Raw genomic sequence first — 19,901 nt, forward strand, 5'->3', positions numbered from 1 at the left:
CTGGGGGAGAACCCCAGCCCCAGTGATCTCACCAGAGACCTACAGCTTTCCAGCCCTTCACAAGCTCCTGGTAGAGGGCTTTCTGTTGCTCCTTGCCAAAACGCTCGAGAATGTCTCTCCAGGCCTGTGCTGCTTCGTCCAGAGCACTCTTGGGATCGAGTTCCCCGGTGAGAGCCTTGGTGAGGGCCACACCCAGGGTTTCCTCGTACTCCACCGTTCCAGGAAGGACCATTTCGGGGTACCCTTTCTCCATGTTCTTCTGGACACCGGCAAGGTAAATCTTCGCGTCCTCGACGTTAGCGAACATCTCGTAGGCCTCGGGGTGAGCAAAGTGAGAGTACCGGTAGGGGTCAAGGCCGGTTTCGGGAGTAGAGACGTCATCAAGGCTTGTGACCACTGAGAGATAGTGGATGACCTGGTATGCCTTCCAGGGGTCTTTTGACTGTGCGGCAATGGCCAGAACTCGCCCGCAGGGCATCATGGCTCGATAGTATATTTCGCCATCCTTCTTGACTCCCGGAACGTGAGAGACGCCGATTTTCCCGACAATCTTTGACTGTGCTGGATCCGCTCCCTTCTTCCCCACACAGGGCCACTGGATGACCATGAAGCAGTCCCCGTTGAGGAAGACGTCTTTCAGTTCTTCGTATCCGTAGGCCAGGACATCGGGAGGACAGTACTTGTGGATTTCCTTCATAATCTCCAGAGCCTTCACCCCTGCTTCAGAGTTAATGGCCGGCTCCATGGTCTCCTCATCGAAGTACACTCCACCGAGGCTGGCAAAGATGTTCCCCCACCAGGCAAAAATCTGGTCTTTCTGGCCGTAGTAGGCAGTCCCGTAGAAATCCCGCTGCAGGACCTCTCCGGCGAGCTTCTCTCCGGCCTTCCTCGTAAAGAACTCGGCTACATCGAGGTACTCGTCCCAGGTCTCGGGAACTTTGAGATCATACCCATACTTCTCCTTAAAGGCCTTTCGCTCTTCTTCGTTCTCAAGGAGGTCTTTCCGGTAATAGAGGCTCAGGACATCACCGTCGTAGGGCAGAGCATAGAGCTTGCCGCCGTATTTACAGTAGAAATCCCGGTATCCCGGGGTAACGTCGTCAAGCTTGGGATCAAGCTTTGCGACAAACTCGTCAAGGGGATAGAGCCAGCCGTTGGCAGCAAACTCAGCAAGGAACTTGGGGTAGACAATCATGATATCGAAAGCGCCGGTCCCAGCAATGAGCTCCACCTTTTCTTTCTCATAGAGCTCTCCAAAGGGGACACCGATGACCTCAAGTTCCACATCGAACTTTTCCTTCAGGTCCTTCGCATACCACTCAAAGGGTTTCAGGTTGTGTCCTGCATCTCCCACAACGACGAGTTTCACCGGTGAAGCGTAGGCCACACTCGCAAGAAGCACGAAGGCAAAGAGGAACAGAAGGAACTTCCGCATAACCACACCCCTCCTTCAGATGTGATGTTCCTTCCACAAGGTTATTATACTCCCGAAAAGGAGCGGGCGCAAATGCTAATCCCCTTCAAGAAGAGCCGAAGCGGTGACGTCGTCGGTGATGAGGATGTTCACGAACTTCCCCCGGAGTGCTCCGAGAATAGGCCTGAGCTTTTCCTCTCCTCCCGCCACCCCTATGACCCTCGGGATCCTCGAGAGCTCCTGCAAGGTCAGGGCAATACGCCGCCGATCGGCCTGGCAGGGAACCGGCTCCCCCTGCTCGTTGTAGAAGTTACCACAGATATTCCCGACCGCTTTCCGGGCGATGAGTTCCTCAACCTCGTGGGGGGAAATGTCTCCAGTATCCAGCAAGGTAGAACCAGAAGTCACCCCTCCAATCCCCACAAGGGCAATATCCACGTTGCGGGCGAGTTCCAGCACCCGGGCCACACGCTCATCACCAAGGAGGGCATCCCGCGTCGCCGCATCCTTTGCAAATGCCGGAGCAAGGAGATACACCACACTCCCACCGAAATTCTGCGCCAGGGCCCGGGCGAGTTCCACCGCCACAACGTCTCCCTTGAGCTTCCCGTACCCTCCCATAATCTGCACCACCTGGAAGCCCGGGACAGCTTTCGGCACGAGGAAATGGGTCATGGCGAAGAGCGTTTTCCCGTAGGCAACCCCCAGGGAGGTATGGGGCTCAACCACTCCCCGAAGGTATGACGCGGCAACCTGGGCGATTCGCTTCACCACAAGTCCCGGATCGCGGCTGAAGGTCGAGGCCACCCGCACATCCCGAAGACCGAAACGTTCCCGAAGCTTCACCTCAAGGGTCTTCGTGTTCTCCCCTGTGTCAAGCACCCGAATCTGGACAATGCCTTCCTCCTTTGCCCAGCGAAGGAGCCTTGAGACCTTCTGCCGGGAAAGGCCGAGGACCTCACCAATCTGGTCCTGGGTGAGGTCCTCGTAGTAGTACAGTTTCGCCACTTCACAGGCCAGGGCAAAATGATCCTTTCGCCTGGGCAAAGGATTCACCCCTACGGCTTGAGCACCACCCGAATGGCTTCATCGCCTTTCTCGGCAAGCTCAAGCCCTCTCTTGAACTCCTCAAGGGGAAGCTCATGGGTGATGATGTCATCGGCCTTCACAAGGCCCTCGTGGAGAAACCGGATGGCCACAGGGTAGGTCCAGGGGCTCAGGTGGGCACCCCGGATGTCGAGTTCTTTGACGTCCCCGATGATGCTCCAGTCCACTGTTGTTGGGGCGTTGAAGACGCTGAACTCCACGTAACGGCCAAGGCGGCGGAGCATGTTCAGCCCCTGGATGACCCCCTGGGGATTGCCGCTTGCGTGGATGTACACGTCGCACCCGTAGCCATCGGTGAGGCGCTTGACCTCCTCCACCACATCCACGACTTTCGGGTTGAGAACGAGGTCGGCACCGAGTTTCTTCGCCAGGTCCAGGCGTTTCTCAATGACATCAATGGCGATGAGGCATCGAGGATTTTTCAGACGGGCCACCTGGAGCATGCCCAAGCCTATAGCCCCCATCCCGGCAACGACCACCACGTCCCGGAAGGTGATGTCCGCCCGGTCCACAGCGTGTACAGCACATCCCAGGGGTTCAATGTAGGGTGCAACCCGAAGGGGGAATCCTTCCGGGAGCCTGTGAATCCGGGAGTTTCGGGGCAGGCGCATGTACTCGGCAAATCCCCCTTCGGCTTCATGGCGCTTGAAACCGAAAATGTAGTGCCGCTCGCACATCCAGTAGCTCCCTTCCTGGCAGAAACGGCACACCTCACAGGGGATAATCTGCTCCACGGCCACCCAGTCTCCCAGGGAAACACCGTGTTTCTCCTTTGCCCCCTCCCCCAGGGCCACCACCTGGCCGAAGAACTCATGCCCTGGAACGACCGGAGTCACCACGTACGGAGGATGCCCATTACCGCCCCACACCCGGGGATTCCCATGGAAGGTCTTCACATCCCCGGCGCAGATGCCGCATCCCCCCACCCGGATGAGGACTTCCTCAGGACCAACCTCTGGAACCGGAACCTCCTCAAGGCGGAAATCATAGGGAGCGTGGTTCACCACCGCTTTCATCTTGCGGGGAAGGTCTGGAATGCTTTCTACGGCCATAGCATAACCTCCTTTCGTACTTCCTTCATTCTACCACGCTGGAACAGCGAGAGATAACGGAAAAACGTCTACGATAGCGTCAGCTTAGTGTAGGGATGCCTCCACTTTTGAACTCTTTCATCATGGGTTTGTTCTCTTCAAACTTACTCATCCGGAGGGTACAGGAACCCAGGATATACTTCGCGCCAGGCCTTTGAGAGTCATCGCAGAACACTCACCGCTTCCCTCATCGCCGGGGTGTCGCCAGAGACTCCCCCGGCAAACTCCGCTCCCTCTCTCCAATGCTTTCAGGGGAAAGGAGGGGTTCCTCCTTTTGGGTCTCCGGAAATCGGCCTTACGAACGAACACGTTCAGCCCCATCGTGAAGCACAACAAAACCACAACGGGCGGGAGCACGTATTGGACGGCCTGGTGTTAGCTCACACTCACTCCAGGTATTTGTGTCCGTCCCATCCAGTCCAGATTGGATGCTTTGCCAAAAACTCACTGAAAAATGCGATAGTACATCAATTCTTCTTTAGATGCGAGCATCCAGCCGCTTGGTAAACGCCGCTCTCGCTCAAAATCGCGCTCCGAGACATGCGAATCTGCATAATCGCCAATGAACTGCTGAAGTCCCGTACCTTGCCAGAACTTGGTCTTGGGACGCCAGAGTACTTTCTCGGGAACATCTTGCTCCACAACTCAACGCAATATCCATTTTTCGACCCACTTCCCTGACCCCTGGCACAACTTGTACCCGGCTGGAATACGAAGCGCATACTCAACCACACCCATATCGGCAAAGGGAAAGCAAGGGATGAGTCCGTGCGCTCCAGCACAGCGATCAACACGCTGGAAGGCTGTATTATGCAAGCTCCTGACTGCTTGTTCCAGAATAACAGGGAGTTGCTCCAGGGGATAATTTTTCATGTAATCATAGCCAGCAAACAATTCATCACCACCCTCACCGGTAAAAATCAGCTCTACATACTCCGATGCAACTTTGGAAATCAAATAGTGTGTCACCGATGAGTGAACTAAAAGAGCATCAAAGGATTCCAGCGCATAGATAACATCAGGCAATACAGCGAGAACATCGTCCAGAGATATGATATGCGCATGGTGTTCGGTCTGAAGAAGGCTTGCCATGATCTGTCCGTACTCCAGATCTGTCGCGTTCGGCAGGCCAATTACAAACGAGTGCAATTTTCTGACTCTTGGCCTGAGCAAGGTTGCAATGACGGAAGAATCCACGCCACCGGATAGCCACACTCCTACCGTATCTGTGACTAACCATCTCTGGATAGCCTGTTCCAATCGTTTCCTGAGCTCCAATACAATCGTATCGGCATCATCGTCGAGAAAATCTCCTGCCTGGATATGGGCGAAAGGTTGAAATTCCTGCTGTGCAGTGTAGAAGCGACCCGGGGAATTCATGCGCATCACCGGTAACGGATAGAAGGGTTTTGACTTCCGAAGCAAAAACCAGTGCACCATCTATCTGACCATAATAGAGAGAGGCTTTACCCCACAGGGGTCGCGTGCGACAAGCAAATAGCCATCCTGGATAGCCGCAGTGACAAAGGGACTTGGCTAGCGAGAAAGCGCTTGGGCAGATATTTCAGCAGGCGGCATGCCATCCCAAACTGCGTTATTTCTGTCAGCAAAAGGCGCAAGGAATCGCTCGATTTTGCGAAACGACATTTGCATGAATACACCGTCGGACTCTACTCGTCTCAACTCATCACCACCACGATGCGCAAGAGAACGCAACATCTTCCGAGCAGCATCATAAAATTGACTGTGACCTTTTATACCTGCAATGGCCGACGTAATCGCTCTTCACCCCCCTTGCAAAGCAATCAGCCGCTCAACGGCCTGCACTGGTGTACGGGCTCACATCATGCGGGACACCCAAGAAATCCAGTGTCTCTCAGCTTTTCCCAGGGCCCCTTTCCCCAGGCTCCAGTGTAGTCTTTCCTATTGGGATGTGGGAGATCTTGGAGGGAGGACGAAGAGTTTGACACCGTGCTCTTCCAGAATCCTCAAACTCCCCGGAGCATGTACTCCCTCCAGTACCTCGTGGTTTAAGCGGGAAAAGGGTACCTTTCGGAGTTCCTCGAGGAACACCTGGGAAGATTCTCGTGGCTTGAGCATGGGGAGAGGAGTAGGCCCACTTCAAGATGAGGTCCTGGGCAGGAATTCCCTCTACACCTTTCCAGGAAGGGGGTGGCTTTTGAGGTATCGATGGTAATGAGGTCTCCGGGAGATGCCACCTCGTAGTCTTTAGGTTTTCTCTGGGCATGGGGTCTTTGATTCCCCCGTGGGCTTTTTGTAGCAGCAACCCTCCTCGGTTTTTCTCCCTCCCTCAAAAGACCACGGGCCTTGAGGGATTTGAGGATTCTCCCCACAGCGGAGGAAGAAACAGTGAAACCCCCTTTCCTGAGGAAAACGAATTCTTCAAAGTCCGTGAATTCCGGAAGGTCTGGCAATGGAGTTTTCACGGGGGAACTCTCAGGGCAGAAGGTTTCCTGAAGCGCCCTGGGAGAACCCCTGTTCCCTTTGTACCCATTCATACAGGGCACAGGGTCCTCAGTCCCACAACCCCAGAAGTTTACTTTCTCTCTGGAGTACAGGGAACCTCCCAGAAGGTCCGGTCAAGCCATTACGGGTTCCGGTGACCCAGCAAGGCTTATCAGCCCGTCCTTAAAGGTCTTTCTCGTTTACATCCCACATAGTTCAGACAAAACCTGACCCACCTGACCATGGCCTCCCAGGGCTCTATGGTTTACATCCCACATAGTTCAGACAAAACTCAGGATGTTCATGAGGCGCCTGGCCACTACACGGTGTTTACATCCCACATAGTTCAGACAAAACTGACAACGACGAGCCTAGTCCAGTGTAAGCCGTCTGGTTTACATCCCACATAGTTCAGACAAAACCGGGTTTGAGGACCTGGCTGGGGAGGATCGGGACAGTTTACATCCCACATAGTTCAGACAAAACCGTACCGAGACGATGGAGGAGACCTTTGAGGTCATCCGTTTACATCCCACATAGTTCAGACAAAACTTTTTGCGCCGGTAGCCAACGATGTCCTTTTCCGGGTTTACATCCCACATAGTTCAGACAAAACGCAGACAAAGTTCAATCCCTCGTTCGTGAGAGTGTGTTTACATCCCACATAGTTCAGACAAAACCGCGTACTTTGTTTGCAGAAGTTTCGTACTATCGTGGTTTACATCCCACATAGTTCAGACAAAACTGGCCTACAAACAAGCGCTCGGCTTACCGCAAGATGTTTACATCCCACATAGTTCAGACAAAACCAAGTCGCCAGAAACCACCGTCGCAGGACCTGCGAGTTTACATCCCACATAGTTCAGACAAAACGTATTAGAGGAGGCAAGGAGGATTTACAGCGCAATTGTTTACATCCCACATAGTTCAGACAAAACGCTTTTCCCCTTTCCCCCGGGCGCGAAGATAATGTTGTTTACATCCCACATAGTTCAGACAAAACTTGGCAGGAGCCCCGATAAAGCCGATGCTTACATCATGTTTACATCCCACATAGTTCAGACAAAACCGAACCCTCTCCCTGCAGAATCTGATGGCCAACTTCCGTTTACATCCCACATAGTTCAGACAAAACCCGCTTCTTTAAGAAAGAATACATCGAAAGAAAGCCAGTGTAAAGGGCAAAAGCCCGCTGTGAAGAAAGGAAAAAAGGGCTAGAAAAAACGAATTTTTGCATCGAACCCCCGATAATGCTCTTGCACTACCACCAGAAAGCAGGTCAAAGCCTTGCAACACGAGTTCCGGAAAGCTCTTTCGAGGAAAACACCCTGGATGCAGCATCAGGAGATGAGATTAAGAGGCTTTTCTTTTTCCTGACCGAGTACCCTCTTCTGGCAATACCCCTGGAGCTCAAAGCGGTATACGTATATTGAGTCGGCATCACTCTTAATGACCTTCTTGAGTTCTTGAAGACACTTCTCCAGTTTTCCGTCCCCTATTTCCCCTTCGAATACCGAGTTCTGCACCCAAGTAAAATAGCGCTTGAGAACCTTTCTCACCTGATTGACTCGTCCCTCTTCGACGTCGTAAGTCACAATGCAATAGGGCATTCTCACCACCAGGCTTTAAAGGGGACATAGAGTTCGTCCCCCAGAAAATGCCGGATGAGTTTATAGCACTCGAGCCGCAGGATGGTCCGGTAGGATACTTTTCGCTTCAAGCGACGGTGTTTGATTGTGGTCTTCAGCTTTTCTTCAAAGGCCTGAAGGAACTTCTTCCTACCCTGGTCGTTGAGATAACAGCCCTCGAAGTCTCTGGCAAAGTCTTCTGGACACAGAATACCCGTATTGATGAGACGAAAAATGAGCGAGTCGACGATAAGGGGTTTGAAGATCTCGGCAATATCCAGACAAAGCGAGAAGCGGCGTTCCCGGGGCTCATGGAGATAGCTTATCGTGGGATTGAGAGACGTCCGGTAACACTCCGAAAGGATGGTGGCATAAAGGAGAGAGTTCCCAAAAGAGAGTAGGGCATTAACAGGATTCGAAGGTGGGTGCTTTTCCCTTTTTTCAAAGGGGAAATCTTCCCGAAGGAAACACTGGAAAGCCTGGTAGTAAGCCTCCTTTGCCCGGCCCTCACACCCCATAAGGTCGGCAATGGTCCGTGCAGAACGAGCTTTGTCAAGCTCTTTTTCAATCTCGGCAATGAAGGGCTCAGTTCCCGGATATTCCCGTAAGTTCCGGCAAGCGTGGAATATGGCACCCTCAACGAAAGAGAAAGCCAGGAAGAGGCGCTTCTCCGGGTTAAGATAGTGTTCTACCTGGCGAACGAGGAGTTCTCCAGAAGTGTTTCCGTCTTTGGGGAGGAAAGACCCGCTGTAAAAACCGTAGTAGTTGTAAACATGCATGGGCTTCCCTGCCTTTGCCAGGAACACCAGGAACTCTTTATTCATCGTGACCTGGCCAAAAACATGAAGCGCATCGACATTCTCGATGGGGATGACCTTTTTCGCCCCATCCTCTTTTTCAACAAGGATGGTGTTCTCGTTTCTTCTGATCGTCCCACTGCTCAAAATGTAATACGGCTCCATGTTCTCTTCACCCAAAGCAAAGCTCAAAGTACGCACACTTCCGGCAGTAAGGTTTCGATGCCGGAGGGGGTGGCGTTGTTCTTGAAAGAATTTCCTGGATTTTCCGGATGGCCTCCTCAAGTTCCTGGACCATTGTTTCTGTAAGAACCACACGTTTTCGCTTTTTCTGCCGTGGGTACAGGATGACTCCCTCTTTCTCAATGCCCAGGTTTCTCAGGTAGTAAAGGTAATACCCAACCTGCATGATGCTCGCCTTTTCAAAGGCCCTGCTGTACTTGATCTCCTGGATGGTCCTATCATCTACCATATCAATGGTGATAAGCTCATCAATGGTGATTCTCCGGCGCTTCTTTCTGGGGAAACTCTCTTCATCCAGGAGTTTCCCCAGAAACACCCGGTCCGATTCTTTCTCCATCCGGATCCCCCGGTCGAAGAACCAGAGCTTCCGCTCACAAACGAAGAAGTAGTTGATTTTCACTCCGGTGAGGTGGAGGGCGTCAAAGGATCCCACCGTCATTTTCCTTTTTGCACAGAGAAACGGAAACCAAGGTCCTCATCGTAGCTACCAGGAACCACAAAAACGTTTTCCAGCCAGTCCTCAAGTCGTTCTTTAAGACGCTTATCAAGGGATTCCCAAAATCCTGGAGATTGTTTGGAAATCTCGTCCCGCAAGCGCTGGAATGCAGGCTCTTCCGATAAATCCCGACGCTGGGGCACCGAGACGAGATACTTCGCCAGGATTTCCTGCTTGAATTTTGTGAAGGTAGGCTTTTCACAGTGTTTCTCGAGAAATTGCCGTACATTCTCGCCAAAACTCTGGAAGCGGCTTTTGAAGCGGCCTTGGCCTTCGGGGATAGCGGCGACATCGGCGATATTCCGGAATATCTCCTGGGCTTCTCTTTTCTGCGAGGACGTGTAACCGGCGTCGAGGATGCATAGGGTTTTGCGGAATTCCTCATAGTACGTACTCCTTGCTTCCATAATCGCCTGATAGAGACGAGATACCAGGTAGTATTTATCATACTCCGACAGGAATTTCCTACCTTGGGGGAGCCTGAAAATTCTTTGTTTCGACTTTTTCCTCGAAGATGTGAGGCGCTTAGTAAGCTCAGAGAAGTCGATAGCCTCAATCGATTCGCCGCTGAGAAACTCCTGCAGCGCAAAACGTGCGGCTTCCAGAAGCTCCGGAAGATAGGGAGAAGGCTTCGCCTTAACCTTCTTATCTTCCTTAAACTCAAAGATATACACATTGGGTTTTTCGCCGGAAACAGCATAACGTGCACCGTCAGACGCCTCATATTCCCCATCACCAACTTTCCTGCACCCCGGGCCGATGCGTCGCAGGACTCTTCCCATCCGCTGCACCAGGGAATCCATGGGGGCAAGTTCGGTGAAAAGTACATCGGCGTCGATATCGAGCGAAGCCTCCACCACCTGGGTAGCCACAAGAATCTTCGCTCCATCGTTGTCCTTCTTGGGGTTAGGGAACTCTTCTTTAAGGGTTTCCTCCTTCTTCCTGCGGTCCTCAAGGGTGAAACGGGAGTGGAGAAGCCAGGTTTTCTGTCGAAGATTACCCTTCTGCTTCTTTTCGAGCGTCTTGCACAGGTTTTCATATACCTCCTGCGCTTTCTGCACGGTGTTGAGCACCACAAGCACCCTCTGCCCCCCGTTGCGTTCCGCCTCTTCGATGATTTTCGTAACGAGCTGTTCCGCCTTTATCTCCGGCAGGCACTCCACGAGGTGTTTCCTGAGGTCCTGAAATCTTTCTTTCTCCCTCTCATAGAGATTGATGTAATGTCTCTCACCGAGGCCGGTGCGCTCCTCGATTTCCTTTTTCACGAATTCCGGAAGCGTAGCCGTCATGAGGAGGTACCTTCCCCCCATTTTCACGATATCTTCGGTGAACTTCACGATGATTGCTGCGGCTCTCGGTTCATACGCCTGGACCTCATCAATCACCAGGCGAGCGTAGGAAAAAGTGGCGTAAATCCGCTCATATCCGGGGGGACGGAGCGCATAGGGGAAAAACTGGTCCCCAGTCGAAACACAGACCGGAAGCGCAAGCTGCCGGGAAAGGTGGTATATCCTGCTCTGGCCTTTCTCTTCTGCCCCTTTAATCTGCTCCCTCTCCAGAAAGAAGAGGTCGGCATCGGAATGGAGGAGCGCCACCCGATCTCCACCCCACACCTCTTCGGCTCTTTTGTGCATCTGATTGACCGCAGCGCGCAAAGGCAGGGTGTAAAAGAGCTTCTCACCTCTCGACCACAGGAAAGCGAACTCGGTTTTTCCGTATCCGGTGGGCGCAACGAGAATCAAATTCTGGTCCTCCAGTCCTTCGAGGTATTCTTCCTGCCAGGGGGTATCGGACTTTGATTTCTTGCGAAGACTATCGGTGATTTTTCCCCAGAGTTCTTCTCTACAAAGACCCTCCTCTTCGGGAGGAAACTCTTTACCTTCCTCCTCACAGAAAGAAGCGAAATGGTCGCAACGTTGCAGAAACCCGCTGAGGTGGATGAAGAGCCTTTCCTGCTCCTTGGGGATACCGATACGGGTGGGAAACCCTTCCATGGTGTAGGGGAGGAAGATAAAATCAAGAAGCGTCAGGCCGTTTATAAGAGCTTCGGCGAGTTTCAGGTTTACATTGAGTAACTCCTGGAGTTTCTGGAAGTCCTTGAGCTCTTTACGAAGGTTCTGGAGGAGTGTTTCGCGCCATTCGATGTCGTCCACAAATTTCTGGCAAAAACGGAGAAGGTGGGGGTTATCCTTCCACAGGTATTCGGTGAAGTTTTCTCGAAAGTGGTGGAAGGCGACTGCGGAGAGAAAGAGGCGAAGGCGTCTTTTATCGCTTTTCTCGTCTCTGCTATTCTCTACCTTGAGTTTTTTCTCCAGCGCCTCCACGTCAACGAAGAAGAGCGAAGCCAGAGAGTGTGGTATCTCAAAGGAAAGCTCAGAAGGTTGATATTCGGTGTTTCGCAGACTTTTTATCTGAAAGGCAGGCTGCACTTTCCCCAGATCATGTGAAAAGCCGGTGTAGCGGAGGAGTTCCTCAATCTCACCCCAGAAATCGTATGTTCCCAGCACCTTTTTCAGTCCTTCGAGAACCCGGAAAAAGTCCCGGACGTGTTCACTCAGACGCACGTCGTTTGATTTCGCAAGAACTCTACACACCGTTTATTCCCTCCATGCTCGCCAGGAACACCGGAAGCCCCTTCTTCCCAAAAGAAGCATCAAAAAGGAAGGATACCCCCTGGAACCTTCCATCGTTGAGCTTTGCGGAAACGTAGCGGAAATCCCGACTCCCATCCCGTAGCTCCCAGAATATGGGAACCCGGTAGCGCAGACCCTGTACTTTTGCAAAATCAAATGGTATATCAGGGGGCCAGGGCCTCTCCGGCACCCAGAAGAAGTGCTCGAAGTGAGCGTCTTTGGATTTTACCTCAAGGGGAACCTTTTTTATTTCCTCTACTATTACCCAGTCCTCCGCTCTCCCGAGATACAGAGGATACAATCGACCGACCGGATTCTGGATTTTTTGGAAGAGCTTTTCGAGAAAAGAAGAGTCCTCATGAGCGAGATACACCACTATCCGCACCTCGTTGAGCACATCGATGAGAACCGGCGCCTGCCCTCCGGGGTGTTCTCCGACTCCAAAACGAACCCGATTCTCCACCGCCCCAAATGCTTTGATATGCTCGGTTTTGGAAAGATTCCGCAACCAGGTACATTCGGTAGTTTTCGCTTCAAAACGTCCGCAGACACCGATTTTGAGGTTTTTGAGGTTCCGGAAATCTCCGTTTTTTTCCGGATTTGGATTTTCTCCAAAGGTGTCTCCCCGGATCCCCAGGATGTTGCCGAGGAATCCTCGTACCGCAGAATAGGAAGGGAGGGGATAGGTGTGGCGCCGCTGATAAGTAAAAGGAATCCGGTAGTGAGCCTGGGGCTGGTAGATTATAAGGCGCAAAACCTCGAATCCTTTACGCTTATCACTCATTCTACTTTGTCCCCCCTGGGCTGGGATTCAGACTTCAGGCTTTCTGAAAGCTTGCCCCAGAACTCCTCCCAACTTTGGGTGAATTTCCCACAGGCTCCTTCTTTCTCCACAGCGTCCCAGGAAACTCGGCCGCTTTCGAAGACATAGACCGAACTTTGGTCATCCCCTACGCTTTGTGTTACCCAGGGGTTCTCAAGCCCATCGGCAAGTCCCAGAACTCGGACGGTTCCATCATTCCTCGTTGCAATACGAAGATATGGGTGGAAAACCGGCGAAGGTACCTTCACAATCGCAGCCACCAGGAAGAGGGGTACAAGGGAGTTCAGCTCGTTACTCGACTGGACATAAAACCCGTTTTTGATGGCTTCAAGAAGCTGACGCAGACGCTTTTTCTTCTCTTCCTCAGAAAGGCGAAAAGTCACACAGTACTTTCCGGAAGGAAGTTGTGAAGCTATTATCTCCCCCATATTCTTTCCGTTTTTGGAACATTCGTAAGACTGCTGATTGTTTTGACCACCTTTTTGCGTAACAGAAGGGATAATTTTCTCGTGCTTAGAAATAGTCACCTTGAGGTTCCCGCTTGAAAAATCCACCTTGTCGACAATCCAGACATCTTCACCCAGAACATCAAGATCGATTGTAAAACTCGCTTTGTAAAAACTCTGGTGCTCCTCCTTGTTGTAGGGGTCGGGAGTTGCCGGAAGGCCCTGGGCAATTCCACGACGCACGAGATCGTGATTGGCGTAAAAAGCCATATCACCGGGGTAAACTTCAAGCGATACCGCTTTGGTGATGCCTACCGGTGCGCGGCGGGTGAGGGAAGCCTGGTTGTTAGAAGCCTGTTTACCGATGGTGTACATGTACCCAAAGGCATCGAGCTCGGCGTGAGTGAGAATATCGGCTCTAAGGATATCAAACTGCACCACTTCCCCCTGCACGGTAACCGGCGCAGGTTGCCAATCCTCCCCATAGGCTTTCTGGAGGGTCGTAAAAAGATAGTGGCGCAGAGCCGGTTTTCCGATGAAACTGAAGGTCTGACCGTTGCGCGAGAGCTTCTTGATGGAGAGGATATTCCCCCCAATCTTTTCATCCCGGTTCAAAGCACCAGCCTCATAGATGACGGTAATGGTGACATGATTCATTGTTCCACCTCCTCAGGTGAACTTTTTTCCGGACCCAGAAGGCCGCTCAAAAAGGAGTACAGGGAAGTCTTAAAGAGCTGGTCGGAGTACACGGGATTGAAAGCACGGGCCAGAATGGGTTCGATTTCGGTTCCCTGAAACACGTTTAGGAGCGAGAAGAACACCTCGTCCCTCTTGCCCAGGCGGATTAACTCCAGTATCCGGTATGCCATCCCTCTGGGCTGCTGCTTTTCCTTATCGTAAATCCTTTCGTGAACCTCCGTCCCCCGGAGAGAAAAACCGTACCTGCGAAGCCTCTCACAGAGTTCTCCGGCATTTTCCCACACCAGGTATTCGTAAAATGGCTGCCATTTCTCCTTCTTGTCGGAGGAGCCCTTCAGGAGATACTCAAGGGTGTCCTGGAGTTGCATCCGGAAATCCGAAAGGACATCCAGGACGCCCCGCAACTCTTCCGGTTGCATGGTGCCCCTGGAAAGTTCCTCCACCACCCCATCAAGCACCTGTGAGAGCTCCTGCAACTCTACCTTACGACCACTCACCGCCAACCACCTCCCATCCTTTCCTCTATCAGCGCGTGGAGTGAGAAAAGACTCGCAGCAAAACCCATGAGTTTAACTTCATCTTCTCTGTTCCTTTCCAGACCGATTTGGCTATTGATGTACTTCCTTTCAGATTCTCCCCACGATTTCCCCGGTTTTGCGGCAATCATCATCAACCGTTCTCCCATCTCGAGAATCTCCCCAAAGCGCTGTTCCAGAACCATCCGCAGCACCGAAATTTCCCCAATTCTCATCAGAGACGAGGCTATTTTTTTATCAAGAAGGAGTTGAACCACCTCATACGGTAGGGAAACGAAATCGATAACATTTCTATTTTTCCCGTTATCCCTGATTTTTCGCCAGCTCACCACCTCAATATTCATCTCCGTCCACACCCCAAGCTGGACCCCAAGGCGCACTGCAAGCTCGATGAGACTCATCCCCAGAATTTCTCGCACCGAAGCGATATTTTCCCTGGCGTAGATCTCTCGGGCCAGCCTGTTGAGGTACCACATCACCTGGAAAGAGGGAGCGTTGAGGAAAATTCTGGAACCGTCGGCGAGATTGGAGTTGTCGGCGAGATTGATAAACGCAAAGTCTCTATGCAGCATAAAGTACACGCATAAAGGACAGACCCAGAGCGAGCTATTCCCGTTCCAGAAGGAGTTGGGGAACTCTCCCTTAGACGGCCCGAGGATGGTGAAATGAGTGTGCTGAAATTTCGCCAGCCTTTTTTCCAGCTTAGGCTCTCGATTGGGATACTGTATCAGGGAGGAACCGCAAATACCACAGGTTCTCCCTGAAGAAGCTCGAGAGGTAGTTTGCAGGTTCTGAGGGATGCTCTCTAAAACCCTGCAAAACTTGAAATCTTGCCACTCATCAAGTTGCACAAGATTTTGAAAGGGCCGATTGGAGGCAAAGAGACGATTGCCGACATAAATAAACCTGTAGCCAAAATCTCCCATCTTTTGTGCAAAGTCTTGATACTTTTTTCGTGGTTGCACATCCTTTGTATCTTTGGAGTTGAGCCACTTGTCCAATCCTTCAGGATCACAGAAGCACTCCACAAAATATTTCAACGCCCTGGGAACAGACCCTGAATCAACAGGTACAGGAGAGAAAAGATCCTGAAAAGCATTCTGCTCGATCGCCAATGTACCATCGTCCCTAAGCCAGGACTGCACATACTCGAGGCCTTCATGCTCGGCAATTACCCTCAAAAACCCCACTACTCCGGCGTTGTATAACCAGTTACCCGGATATAAGGTGATTGTACTCACGCTTCCACCACCTCCACCATCCCGAAACCCTGGGAGCGTCGCCGGCCAAGACCCAGAACCTGGATATCCCGGAGGTCTTCCGGATCCCCCTGAAGCAAGAAATGCCCGCTGAAACAGGTGAAGGTGTACACCCGGGAAGTTTCATTCCGTTCCCGGACAGCGTGTTTCACAACCTCCTTGCGAATGGCAAGGGGCTTGAAGGCGAGTTCCCGGTGAAGGCCTCTGCCACGGACTCCCCGAAGGAGTGCATCGGTCTGGTAATTCAGCTCCCGGAGGAATCCTGGAGAATCCGGAAGAAGTGGCTTTCCGGAGGCATCCTCGATAAGAATGGGAGAGAGGGTTCGGAAATGCACCTCCTCCCCGGCAATTGGCTTTTCCCGCAATGGTATAACGGATCTGGGATACAGTAGTGTGAATTTTCCCTTCACGAAGGGGTAAAGGTCCTTGTTCACTACTCCGTTGTAGAAGTCAATGAGCAGCCCCGGGTCTGAAGTGGAAAAGTAAAGGGCCAGAGGAGACCTCAGGGTTAACCACCCGTCGTCTTTCTGGAAATCCTCTGGACGACACAGAAAACGCACTGCAAAACAGAAAGGCTTCGGAGCCTTGTTGTTCCTTCGGTCATCATAGTGGAAAAGCCTCCGGTACCGGTTCTCTCCGGAATTCGAGGACCGCAACGCTTCTTTGAAGAAACTCATGAAGCAGTTGCGGTACAGCAACGGTACTCGTTCAACCTCAAACTGCACGCGCAAACGCAATACCCTCACCCCCCCTTTCTTTCAAAAGACCCAAGGCAGCCAGGCTCACCACCACACTGCCTCACAGCCTCAGTTCCAATGGTACCAGCATCCGGTGTCATTTTCTGTCCCCGTGATACATTTTCTGCAACTTCTGAATTTCCTCCTGAATACTCTCCCGCAAGGTTTCAGGTTCAAGAACCTCGGCATGGGCACCGTATCCCAGAACCCAGCGCTTGATTTCCTCGGGATTTGCCCAGACGGTGAAAACAATACCTCCATCCAGGAGTTCCTCGATTTCCTGGCTGGGATGCCAGACGCGTTCCCTGATCCAAGCAGCCTGGTACGCGTCAAAACGAACGCGTATCCTCACCCTTTCTCCCCGGTACATGCGGAAGGCACTCTCCAGATACCGCTGAGGGGAAAAGTCCTGAGGGTACGAAAAACTCTCCTGGAGGACCTCCACCCATCGCACCCGGTCCAGAGCAAAGTCCCGGATCTCGCCGCGGAGATGGCAGAACCCACAGAAGTACCACACCCCCTCGAAGTTGTAGAGATGGTACGGGTCTACTTTCCGTTCGCTCTCAGTGCGAGAGGACAAACCGTAGTAGCGAATCAGGATACGCCGCCTCTGGGTTATGGCCTGGAAAACCTTGCCAAAGGTCTCGCGCACATCCACCCGCATGGCAAGGGGAGTGAGCAAGGGGGAGAGGAACATGTCAAACTCCTGGGGGTTCATCTTCAGGCCTTCCGGAAGCATCAGTTTCAATTTCTCTCCGAGTCTGTGCAGGGCGTCTTCAAGTGGCGTGCCTCTGAACTGCCTGGTAAGATTCAGAAAGATAAAGAGCGCCAGGGCTTCTCCCTCGGTAAGATGCAGAAAGGGCATGGACCAGGGCTTTTCGAGGTAATAGCCCCTGCGTTGCCTGTCGTAGGCTATGGGTGCGCTGAAGTCGTCTCTCAGCGCTTCGACGTACCGTTTCACCGTGCGGGGACTGACTTCAAGGAGTTCTGCTAACCGGGTGACACCTGGGTAACTCTCCCTCTGGAGTTCCTGCAGGAGACAGTACAGCCGGAAAAGGAGGGAACGCCTGGAAAAAACACTCCGGTACAGGTGAGATTCTCTTCCTTCCCCAATGCTCTCACCTCCCTGGGAGTTTCAACGCCATGGTAGCAAAACACCTCCAAAGGAGCAAGTTGCCTCACGCCTCGGAAGGTACTATACTCTCCTCAGGAAGGTGACACCGGTGTTCCATGTGGGGACCTGTTCGTGGACCGATCGGACGTTGATTGAGGAGAGCGATTTCTACCCCAAAACCGTTCAGACTCCGGCAGAGCGTCTCCGTTTCTATGCGGAGCACTTCGACACTGTAGAGGTGGATGCCACGTTCTATGCTTTCCCTTCTGAACGGAATGCGGTTCTCTGGGCTCAACGAACCCCACCCTCGTTCCTTTTCAACATCAAAGCCCTGTCCCTTTTCACTTTCCACCGCACGCCGCAGAAAAGCCTTCCCCTCTTCCTCCTCAAGGCTCTTCCAGATTCGGAGAAAGCATCAGAGGAACTCTCTGCCCGGGACCTCCCCCTTTCCTGGCTTTCGGAAGCGCTTCAAGCATTCCTGCAAACCCTTGCCCCCCTCAGGGAAGCGGGAAAACTCGGGTACATCCTCTTCCAGTTCCCTCCCTGGTTTCGCCCAGAGGAGAAAACCCGGGAATACCTCCGGTGGCTGCGACACCACACCGAGGGCCACACCGTAGCCATTGAGTTTCGCCACCGAAGCTGGGTCACCCCGGCAAACCTCATCCAGACCCTGAACCTCCTCAGGGACCTCGATTTCTCCTTTGTGTGCGTCGATGAGCCCGACCTTCCCTGGACGGTCCCTCCCCTCTGCGAGCAAACGAGCTCCATAGCGGTGGTGCGTTTCCACGGGAGAAACAGGGAAGCCTGGCAAACGAAAAACCTTCCGGTGTGGGAGAAATTCCGCTACCTCTATTCCACCGAAGAACTCCGGGAATGGCGGGAGAAAATCCTCTCCAAATTTCCCGAGGGAACAGAGGTCTTTGTGATGTTCAACAACTGCTACCGGGACTTTGCGGTGCGGAATGCTCTGGAAATGAAAAAGCTCCTGCAGGGAGATGATGTTCATGTTCACGTATGACTTCTCTGGGAAGAACGTGGTGGTGACCGGTGGGGCCCAGGGGATAGGCAAGGCTGTGGCACAGGCCTTTCTTTCGGCTCATGCCTGGGTCTCGGTGTGGGACGTGGACGAGGAAGCCCTTCGGGAACTCGGGGAAGAATGGGTGGAATGGAGGGACCGGCTGCTTCTGGTGGTCTGCGACGTCTCAAAAGAACCCGAGGTCCGGAGGGCCAGGGAAGCTGTGGAACGGGAAGCACGTGCGGTGGATGTTCTGGTGAATAACGCAGGGATTTTCCTCTCAAAGCCCCTCGAGGAACTCACGGAAAACGAATGGGACCGGGTTCTGGGAGTCAACCTCAAGGGGATGTTCCTCGTCACCAAACACCTTCTCCCCCTCTTTCGGGAAGGCGGGGCCATCATCACCATCGCTTCAACCCGGGCGCTCATGTCTGAGCCCCACACCGAAGCCTATTCGGCCTCAAAGGGAGGAGTTCTCGCTCTCACTCACGCCTTAGCCATTTCCCTTGGAGAACGCAGAATCCGGGTCAACGCCATAAGCCCAGGGTGGATTGAAACCTCGCCCTGGAAAAAGAGGGCGCTCCGCCGGGAACCAGAGCTGCGCCCCATCGACCACCTGCAGCATCCCGCGCAACGCGTGGGAACTCCGGAAGACATCGCAGCAGCCTGTGTATTCCTCGCCTCACCTTCTTCGGGATTCATCACCGGAACGAACCTGGTGGTCGATGGAGGGATGACGGTCAAGATGATTTACGCCCCCTGAAAGGAGGAAAGAGATGGAAATCTTTGACATTTCCCTTGAGATTTCCGAGGACATGCCCACCTACCGGGGGAGAAAGGAGCGAAGACCCAGGATTGAGCGTATCCGGACCCTACTTGAGGGAGCCAACGAAACCCGTCTTGTGCTTGACACCCACACCGGAACCCATATGGATGCCCCCCTGCACATGCTCCCCTCGGACATTTCTATCGACAAAATCCCCCTCTCCTCTTGCATGGGCCCTGCGGTGGTCCTTGAAATCCGCCACCGTCCTGTGATTACCGAGGAGGACCTGAGACCCTTTGACCCGGTGCTCTCTGAGGGACACTTTGTCCTCCTCAAAACGGAGAACTCCTTCAGCGACCTCTCCCGGGAGGACTTCGTGTACCTCAGTGAGGGAGCGGCTCATTTTCTGGTGGAAAAAAGGCTCAAAGGCGTGGGCATCGATGCCCTGGGGGTGGAACGGGACCAGCCAGGCCACCCCACCCACCGGGTGCTCCTTGAGAATGGTCTCATCGTGGTCGAAGGTTTACTCCTGCGCGATATTGCCCCCGGAGGGTACTTCTTCATTGCCCTTCCTCTGAAAATCCGGGGAGGGGATGGAGCTCCGGCCCGGGCGATACTCATCAGGATGTGA

Annotated in this window: 17 protein-coding genes, 1 pseudogene and 1 CRISPR repeat array; of the genes and pseudogenes, 3 read left to right on the forward strand and 15 right to left on the reverse strand. The window is 52.9% G+C overall.

What is annotated here, in order from left to right:
• Nucleotides 1-28: 28 nt before the first annotated feature.
• The 15 genes and pseudogenes from ACP6EK_RS10095 to ACP6EK_RS10165 all read right to left on the reverse strand — a co-directional run bounded on the left by ACP6EK_RS10095 (nt 29) and on the right by ACP6EK_RS10165 (nt 17,465).
• Complete coding sequence (locus ACP6EK_RS10095; RefSeq protein ID WP_438316071.1) at nt 29-1,435, reverse strand: ABC transporter substrate-binding protein; 1,407 nt, start codon at nt 1,433-1,435, stop codon at nt 29-31.
• Between the two features lie 75 nt (nt 1,436-1,510).
• Entirely contained in the window at nt 1,511-2,461 is a 951-nt protein-coding gene (locus tag ACP6EK_RS10100) for a sugar-binding transcriptional regulator (RefSeq protein WP_438316073.1), read from the reverse strand.
• Nucleotides 2,462-2,472: 11 nt separating this feature from the next.
• Nucleotides 2,473-3,573 (reverse strand): alcohol dehydrogenase catalytic domain-containing protein, encoded by a 1,101-nt coding sequence (locus ACP6EK_RS10105; RefSeq protein WP_438316076.1) that lies wholly within the window; start codon nt 3,571-3,573, stop codon nt 2,473-2,475.
• A 684-nt stretch (nt 3,574-4,257) separates the two neighbouring features.
• The gene (locus ACP6EK_RS10110; protein ID WP_438316079.1) at nt 4,258-5,052 is read right to left on the reverse strand and encodes an asparagine synthase-related protein; all 795 of its coding nucleotides are present in this window, start codon (nt 5,050-5,052) and stop codon (nt 4,258-4,260) included.
• Between the two features lie 1,224 nt (nt 5,053-6,276).
• Nucleotides 6,277-7,213: direct repeats of the CRISPR family, unit length 29 nt; unit sequence GTTTACATCCCACATAGTTCAGACAAAAC.
• Between the two features lie 205 nt (nt 7,214-7,418).
• On the reverse strand, nt 7,419-7,688 hold the full coding sequence (gene cas2 / locus ACP6EK_RS10115) for a CRISPR-associated endonuclease Cas2 (RefSeq protein WP_438316082.1): 270 nt from the start codon (nt 7,686-7,688) through the stop codon (nt 7,419-7,421).
• A 2-nt stretch (nt 7,689-7,690) separates the two neighbouring features.
• Nucleotides 7,691-8,668 (reverse strand): type I-B CRISPR-associated endonuclease Cas1b, encoded by a 978-nt coding sequence (cas1b, locus tag ACP6EK_RS10120; RefSeq protein WP_438316085.1) that lies wholly within the window; start codon nt 8,666-8,668, stop codon nt 7,691-7,693.
• 7 nt (nt 8,669-8,675) lie between these two features.
• The gene (gene cas4, locus ACP6EK_RS10125) at nt 8,676-9,185 is read right to left on the reverse strand and encodes a CRISPR-associated protein Cas4 (RefSeq protein WP_438316088.1); all 510 of its coding nucleotides are present in this window, start codon (nt 9,183-9,185) and stop codon (nt 8,676-8,678) included.
• Complete coding sequence (gene cas3, locus ACP6EK_RS10130) at nt 9,182-11,836, reverse strand: CRISPR-associated helicase Cas3' (RefSeq protein ID WP_438316091.1); 2,655 nt, start codon at nt 11,834-11,836, stop codon at nt 9,182-9,184. Before cas3 ends, cas4 begins: the two co-directional genes overlap by 4 nt.
• Nucleotides 11,829-12,659: a type I-B CRISPR-associated protein Cas5b gene (gene cas5b / locus ACP6EK_RS10135; RefSeq protein WP_438316094.1), complete on the reverse strand. Its 831-nt coding sequence runs from the start codon at nt 12,657-12,659 to the stop codon at nt 11,829-11,831. Before cas5b ends, cas3 begins: the two co-directional genes overlap by 8 nt.
• Entirely contained in the window at nt 12,656-13,801 is a 1,146-nt protein-coding gene (cas7i, locus tag ACP6EK_RS10140) for a type I-B CRISPR-associated protein Cas7/Cst2/DevR (RefSeq protein ID WP_438316097.1), read from the reverse strand. Before cas7i ends, cas5b begins: the two co-directional genes overlap by 4 nt.
• Nucleotides 13,798-14,340: a hypothetical protein gene (locus tag ACP6EK_RS10145; protein ID WP_438316099.1), complete on the reverse strand. Its 543-nt coding sequence runs from the start codon at nt 14,338-14,340 to the stop codon at nt 13,798-13,800. The genes cas7i and ACP6EK_RS10145 overlap by 4 nt, the downstream gene beginning before the upstream one ends.
• Nucleotides 14,337-14,951 (reverse strand): hypothetical protein, encoded by a 615-nt coding sequence (locus tag ACP6EK_RS10150; RefSeq protein ID WP_438319019.1) that lies wholly within the window; start codon nt 14,949-14,951, stop codon nt 14,337-14,339. Before ACP6EK_RS10150 ends, ACP6EK_RS10145 begins: the two co-directional genes overlap by 4 nt.
• 36 nt (nt 14,952-14,987) lie before the next feature.
• A pseudogene (locus ACP6EK_RS10155) lies at nt 14,988-15,305 on the reverse strand (type I-B CRISPR-associated protein Cas8b1/Cst1); the annotation flags it as partial.
• A 311-nt stretch (nt 15,306-15,616) separates the two neighbouring features.
• Nucleotides 15,617-16,375 carry a CRISPR-associated endoribonuclease Cas6 gene (cas6, locus tag ACP6EK_RS10160; protein ID WP_438316102.1) on the reverse strand — a complete coding sequence of 253 codons (759 nt, stop codon included), beginning with the start codon at nt 16,373-16,375 and terminating at the stop codon, nt 15,617-15,619.
• Between the two features lie 97 nt (nt 16,376-16,472).
• Entirely contained in the window at nt 16,473-17,465 is a 993-nt protein-coding gene (locus tag ACP6EK_RS10165; protein ID WP_438319005.1) for a helix-turn-helix transcriptional regulator, read from the reverse strand.
• A 133-nt stretch (nt 17,466-17,598) separates the two neighbouring features.
• Between ACP6EK_RS10165 and ACP6EK_RS10170 the strand changes: the two genes are divergently transcribed.
• From ACP6EK_RS10170 to ACP6EK_RS10180, 3 genes are read left to right on the forward strand one after another with little or no spacing between them, the layout of a single operon-like run.
• Nucleotides 17,599-18,507 (forward strand): DUF72 domain-containing protein, encoded by a 909-nt coding sequence (locus ACP6EK_RS10170; RefSeq protein ID WP_438316104.1) that lies wholly within the window; start codon nt 17,599-17,601, stop codon nt 18,505-18,507.
• The gene (locus tag ACP6EK_RS10175; RefSeq protein WP_438316107.1) at nt 18,494-19,267 is read left to right on the forward strand and encodes an SDR family NAD(P)-dependent oxidoreductase; all 774 of its coding nucleotides are present in this window, start codon (nt 18,494-18,496) and stop codon (nt 19,265-19,267) included. Before ACP6EK_RS10170 ends, ACP6EK_RS10175 begins: the two co-directional genes overlap by 14 nt.
• Nucleotides 19,268-19,280: 13 nt before the next feature.
• Nucleotides 19,281-19,901, forward strand: a complete 621-nt coding sequence (locus ACP6EK_RS10180) for a cyclase family protein (RefSeq protein WP_438316109.1) — start codon at nt 19,281-19,283, stop codon at nt 19,899-19,901.

Origin of the sequence: Candidatus Caldatribacterium sp. SIUC1, from assembly GCF_051549785.1 — a bacterium.
GTDB lineage: Bacteria > Atribacterota > Atribacteria > Atribacterales > Caldatribacteriaceae > Caldatribacterium.

Bases quoted from the DNA above. Each gene is read 5' to 3' on its own strand.
- ACP6EK_RS10095 (WP_438316071.1), bottom strand. From the start codon at position 1,435: ATGCGGAAGTTCCTTCTGTTCCTCTTTGCCTTCGTGCTTCTTGCGAGT.
- ACP6EK_RS10105 (WP_438316076.1), bottom strand. From the start codon at position 3,573: ATGGCCGTAGAAAGCATTCCAGACCTTCCCCGCAAGATGAAAGCGGTG.
- ACP6EK_RS10110 (WP_438316079.1), bottom strand. From the start codon at position 5,052: ATGGTGCACTGGTTTTTGCTTCGGAAGTCAAAACCCTTCTATCCGTTA.
- cas2 (WP_438316082.1), bottom strand. From the start codon at position 7,688: ATGCCCTATTGCATTGTGACTTACGACGTCGAAGAGGGACGAGTCAAT.
- cas1b (WP_438316085.1), bottom strand. From the start codon at position 8,668: ATGGAGCCGTATTACATTTTGAGCAGTGGGACGATCAGAAGAAACGAG.
- cas4 (WP_438316088.1), bottom strand. From the start codon at position 9,185: ATGACGGTGGGATCCTTTGACGCCCTCCACCTCACCGGAGTGAAAATC.
- cas5b (WP_438316094.1), bottom strand. From the start codon at position 12,659: ATGAGTGATAAGCGTAAAGGATTCGAGGTTTTGCGCCTTATAATCTAC.
- cas7i (WP_438316097.1), bottom strand. From the start codon at position 13,801: ATGAATCATGTCACCATTACCGTCATCTATGAGGCTGGTGCTTTGAAC.
- ACP6EK_RS10150 (WP_438319019.1), bottom strand. From the start codon at position 14,951: ATGCTGCATAGAGACTTTGCGTTTATCAATCTCGCCGACAACTCCAAT.
- ACP6EK_RS10175 (WP_438316107.1), top strand. From the start codon at position 18,494: ATGTTCACGTATGACTTCTCTGGGAAGAACGTGGTGGTGACCGGTGGG.
- ACP6EK_RS10180 (WP_438316109.1), top strand. From the start codon at position 19,281: ATGGAAATCTTTGACATTTCCCTTGAGATTTCCGAGGACATGCCCACC.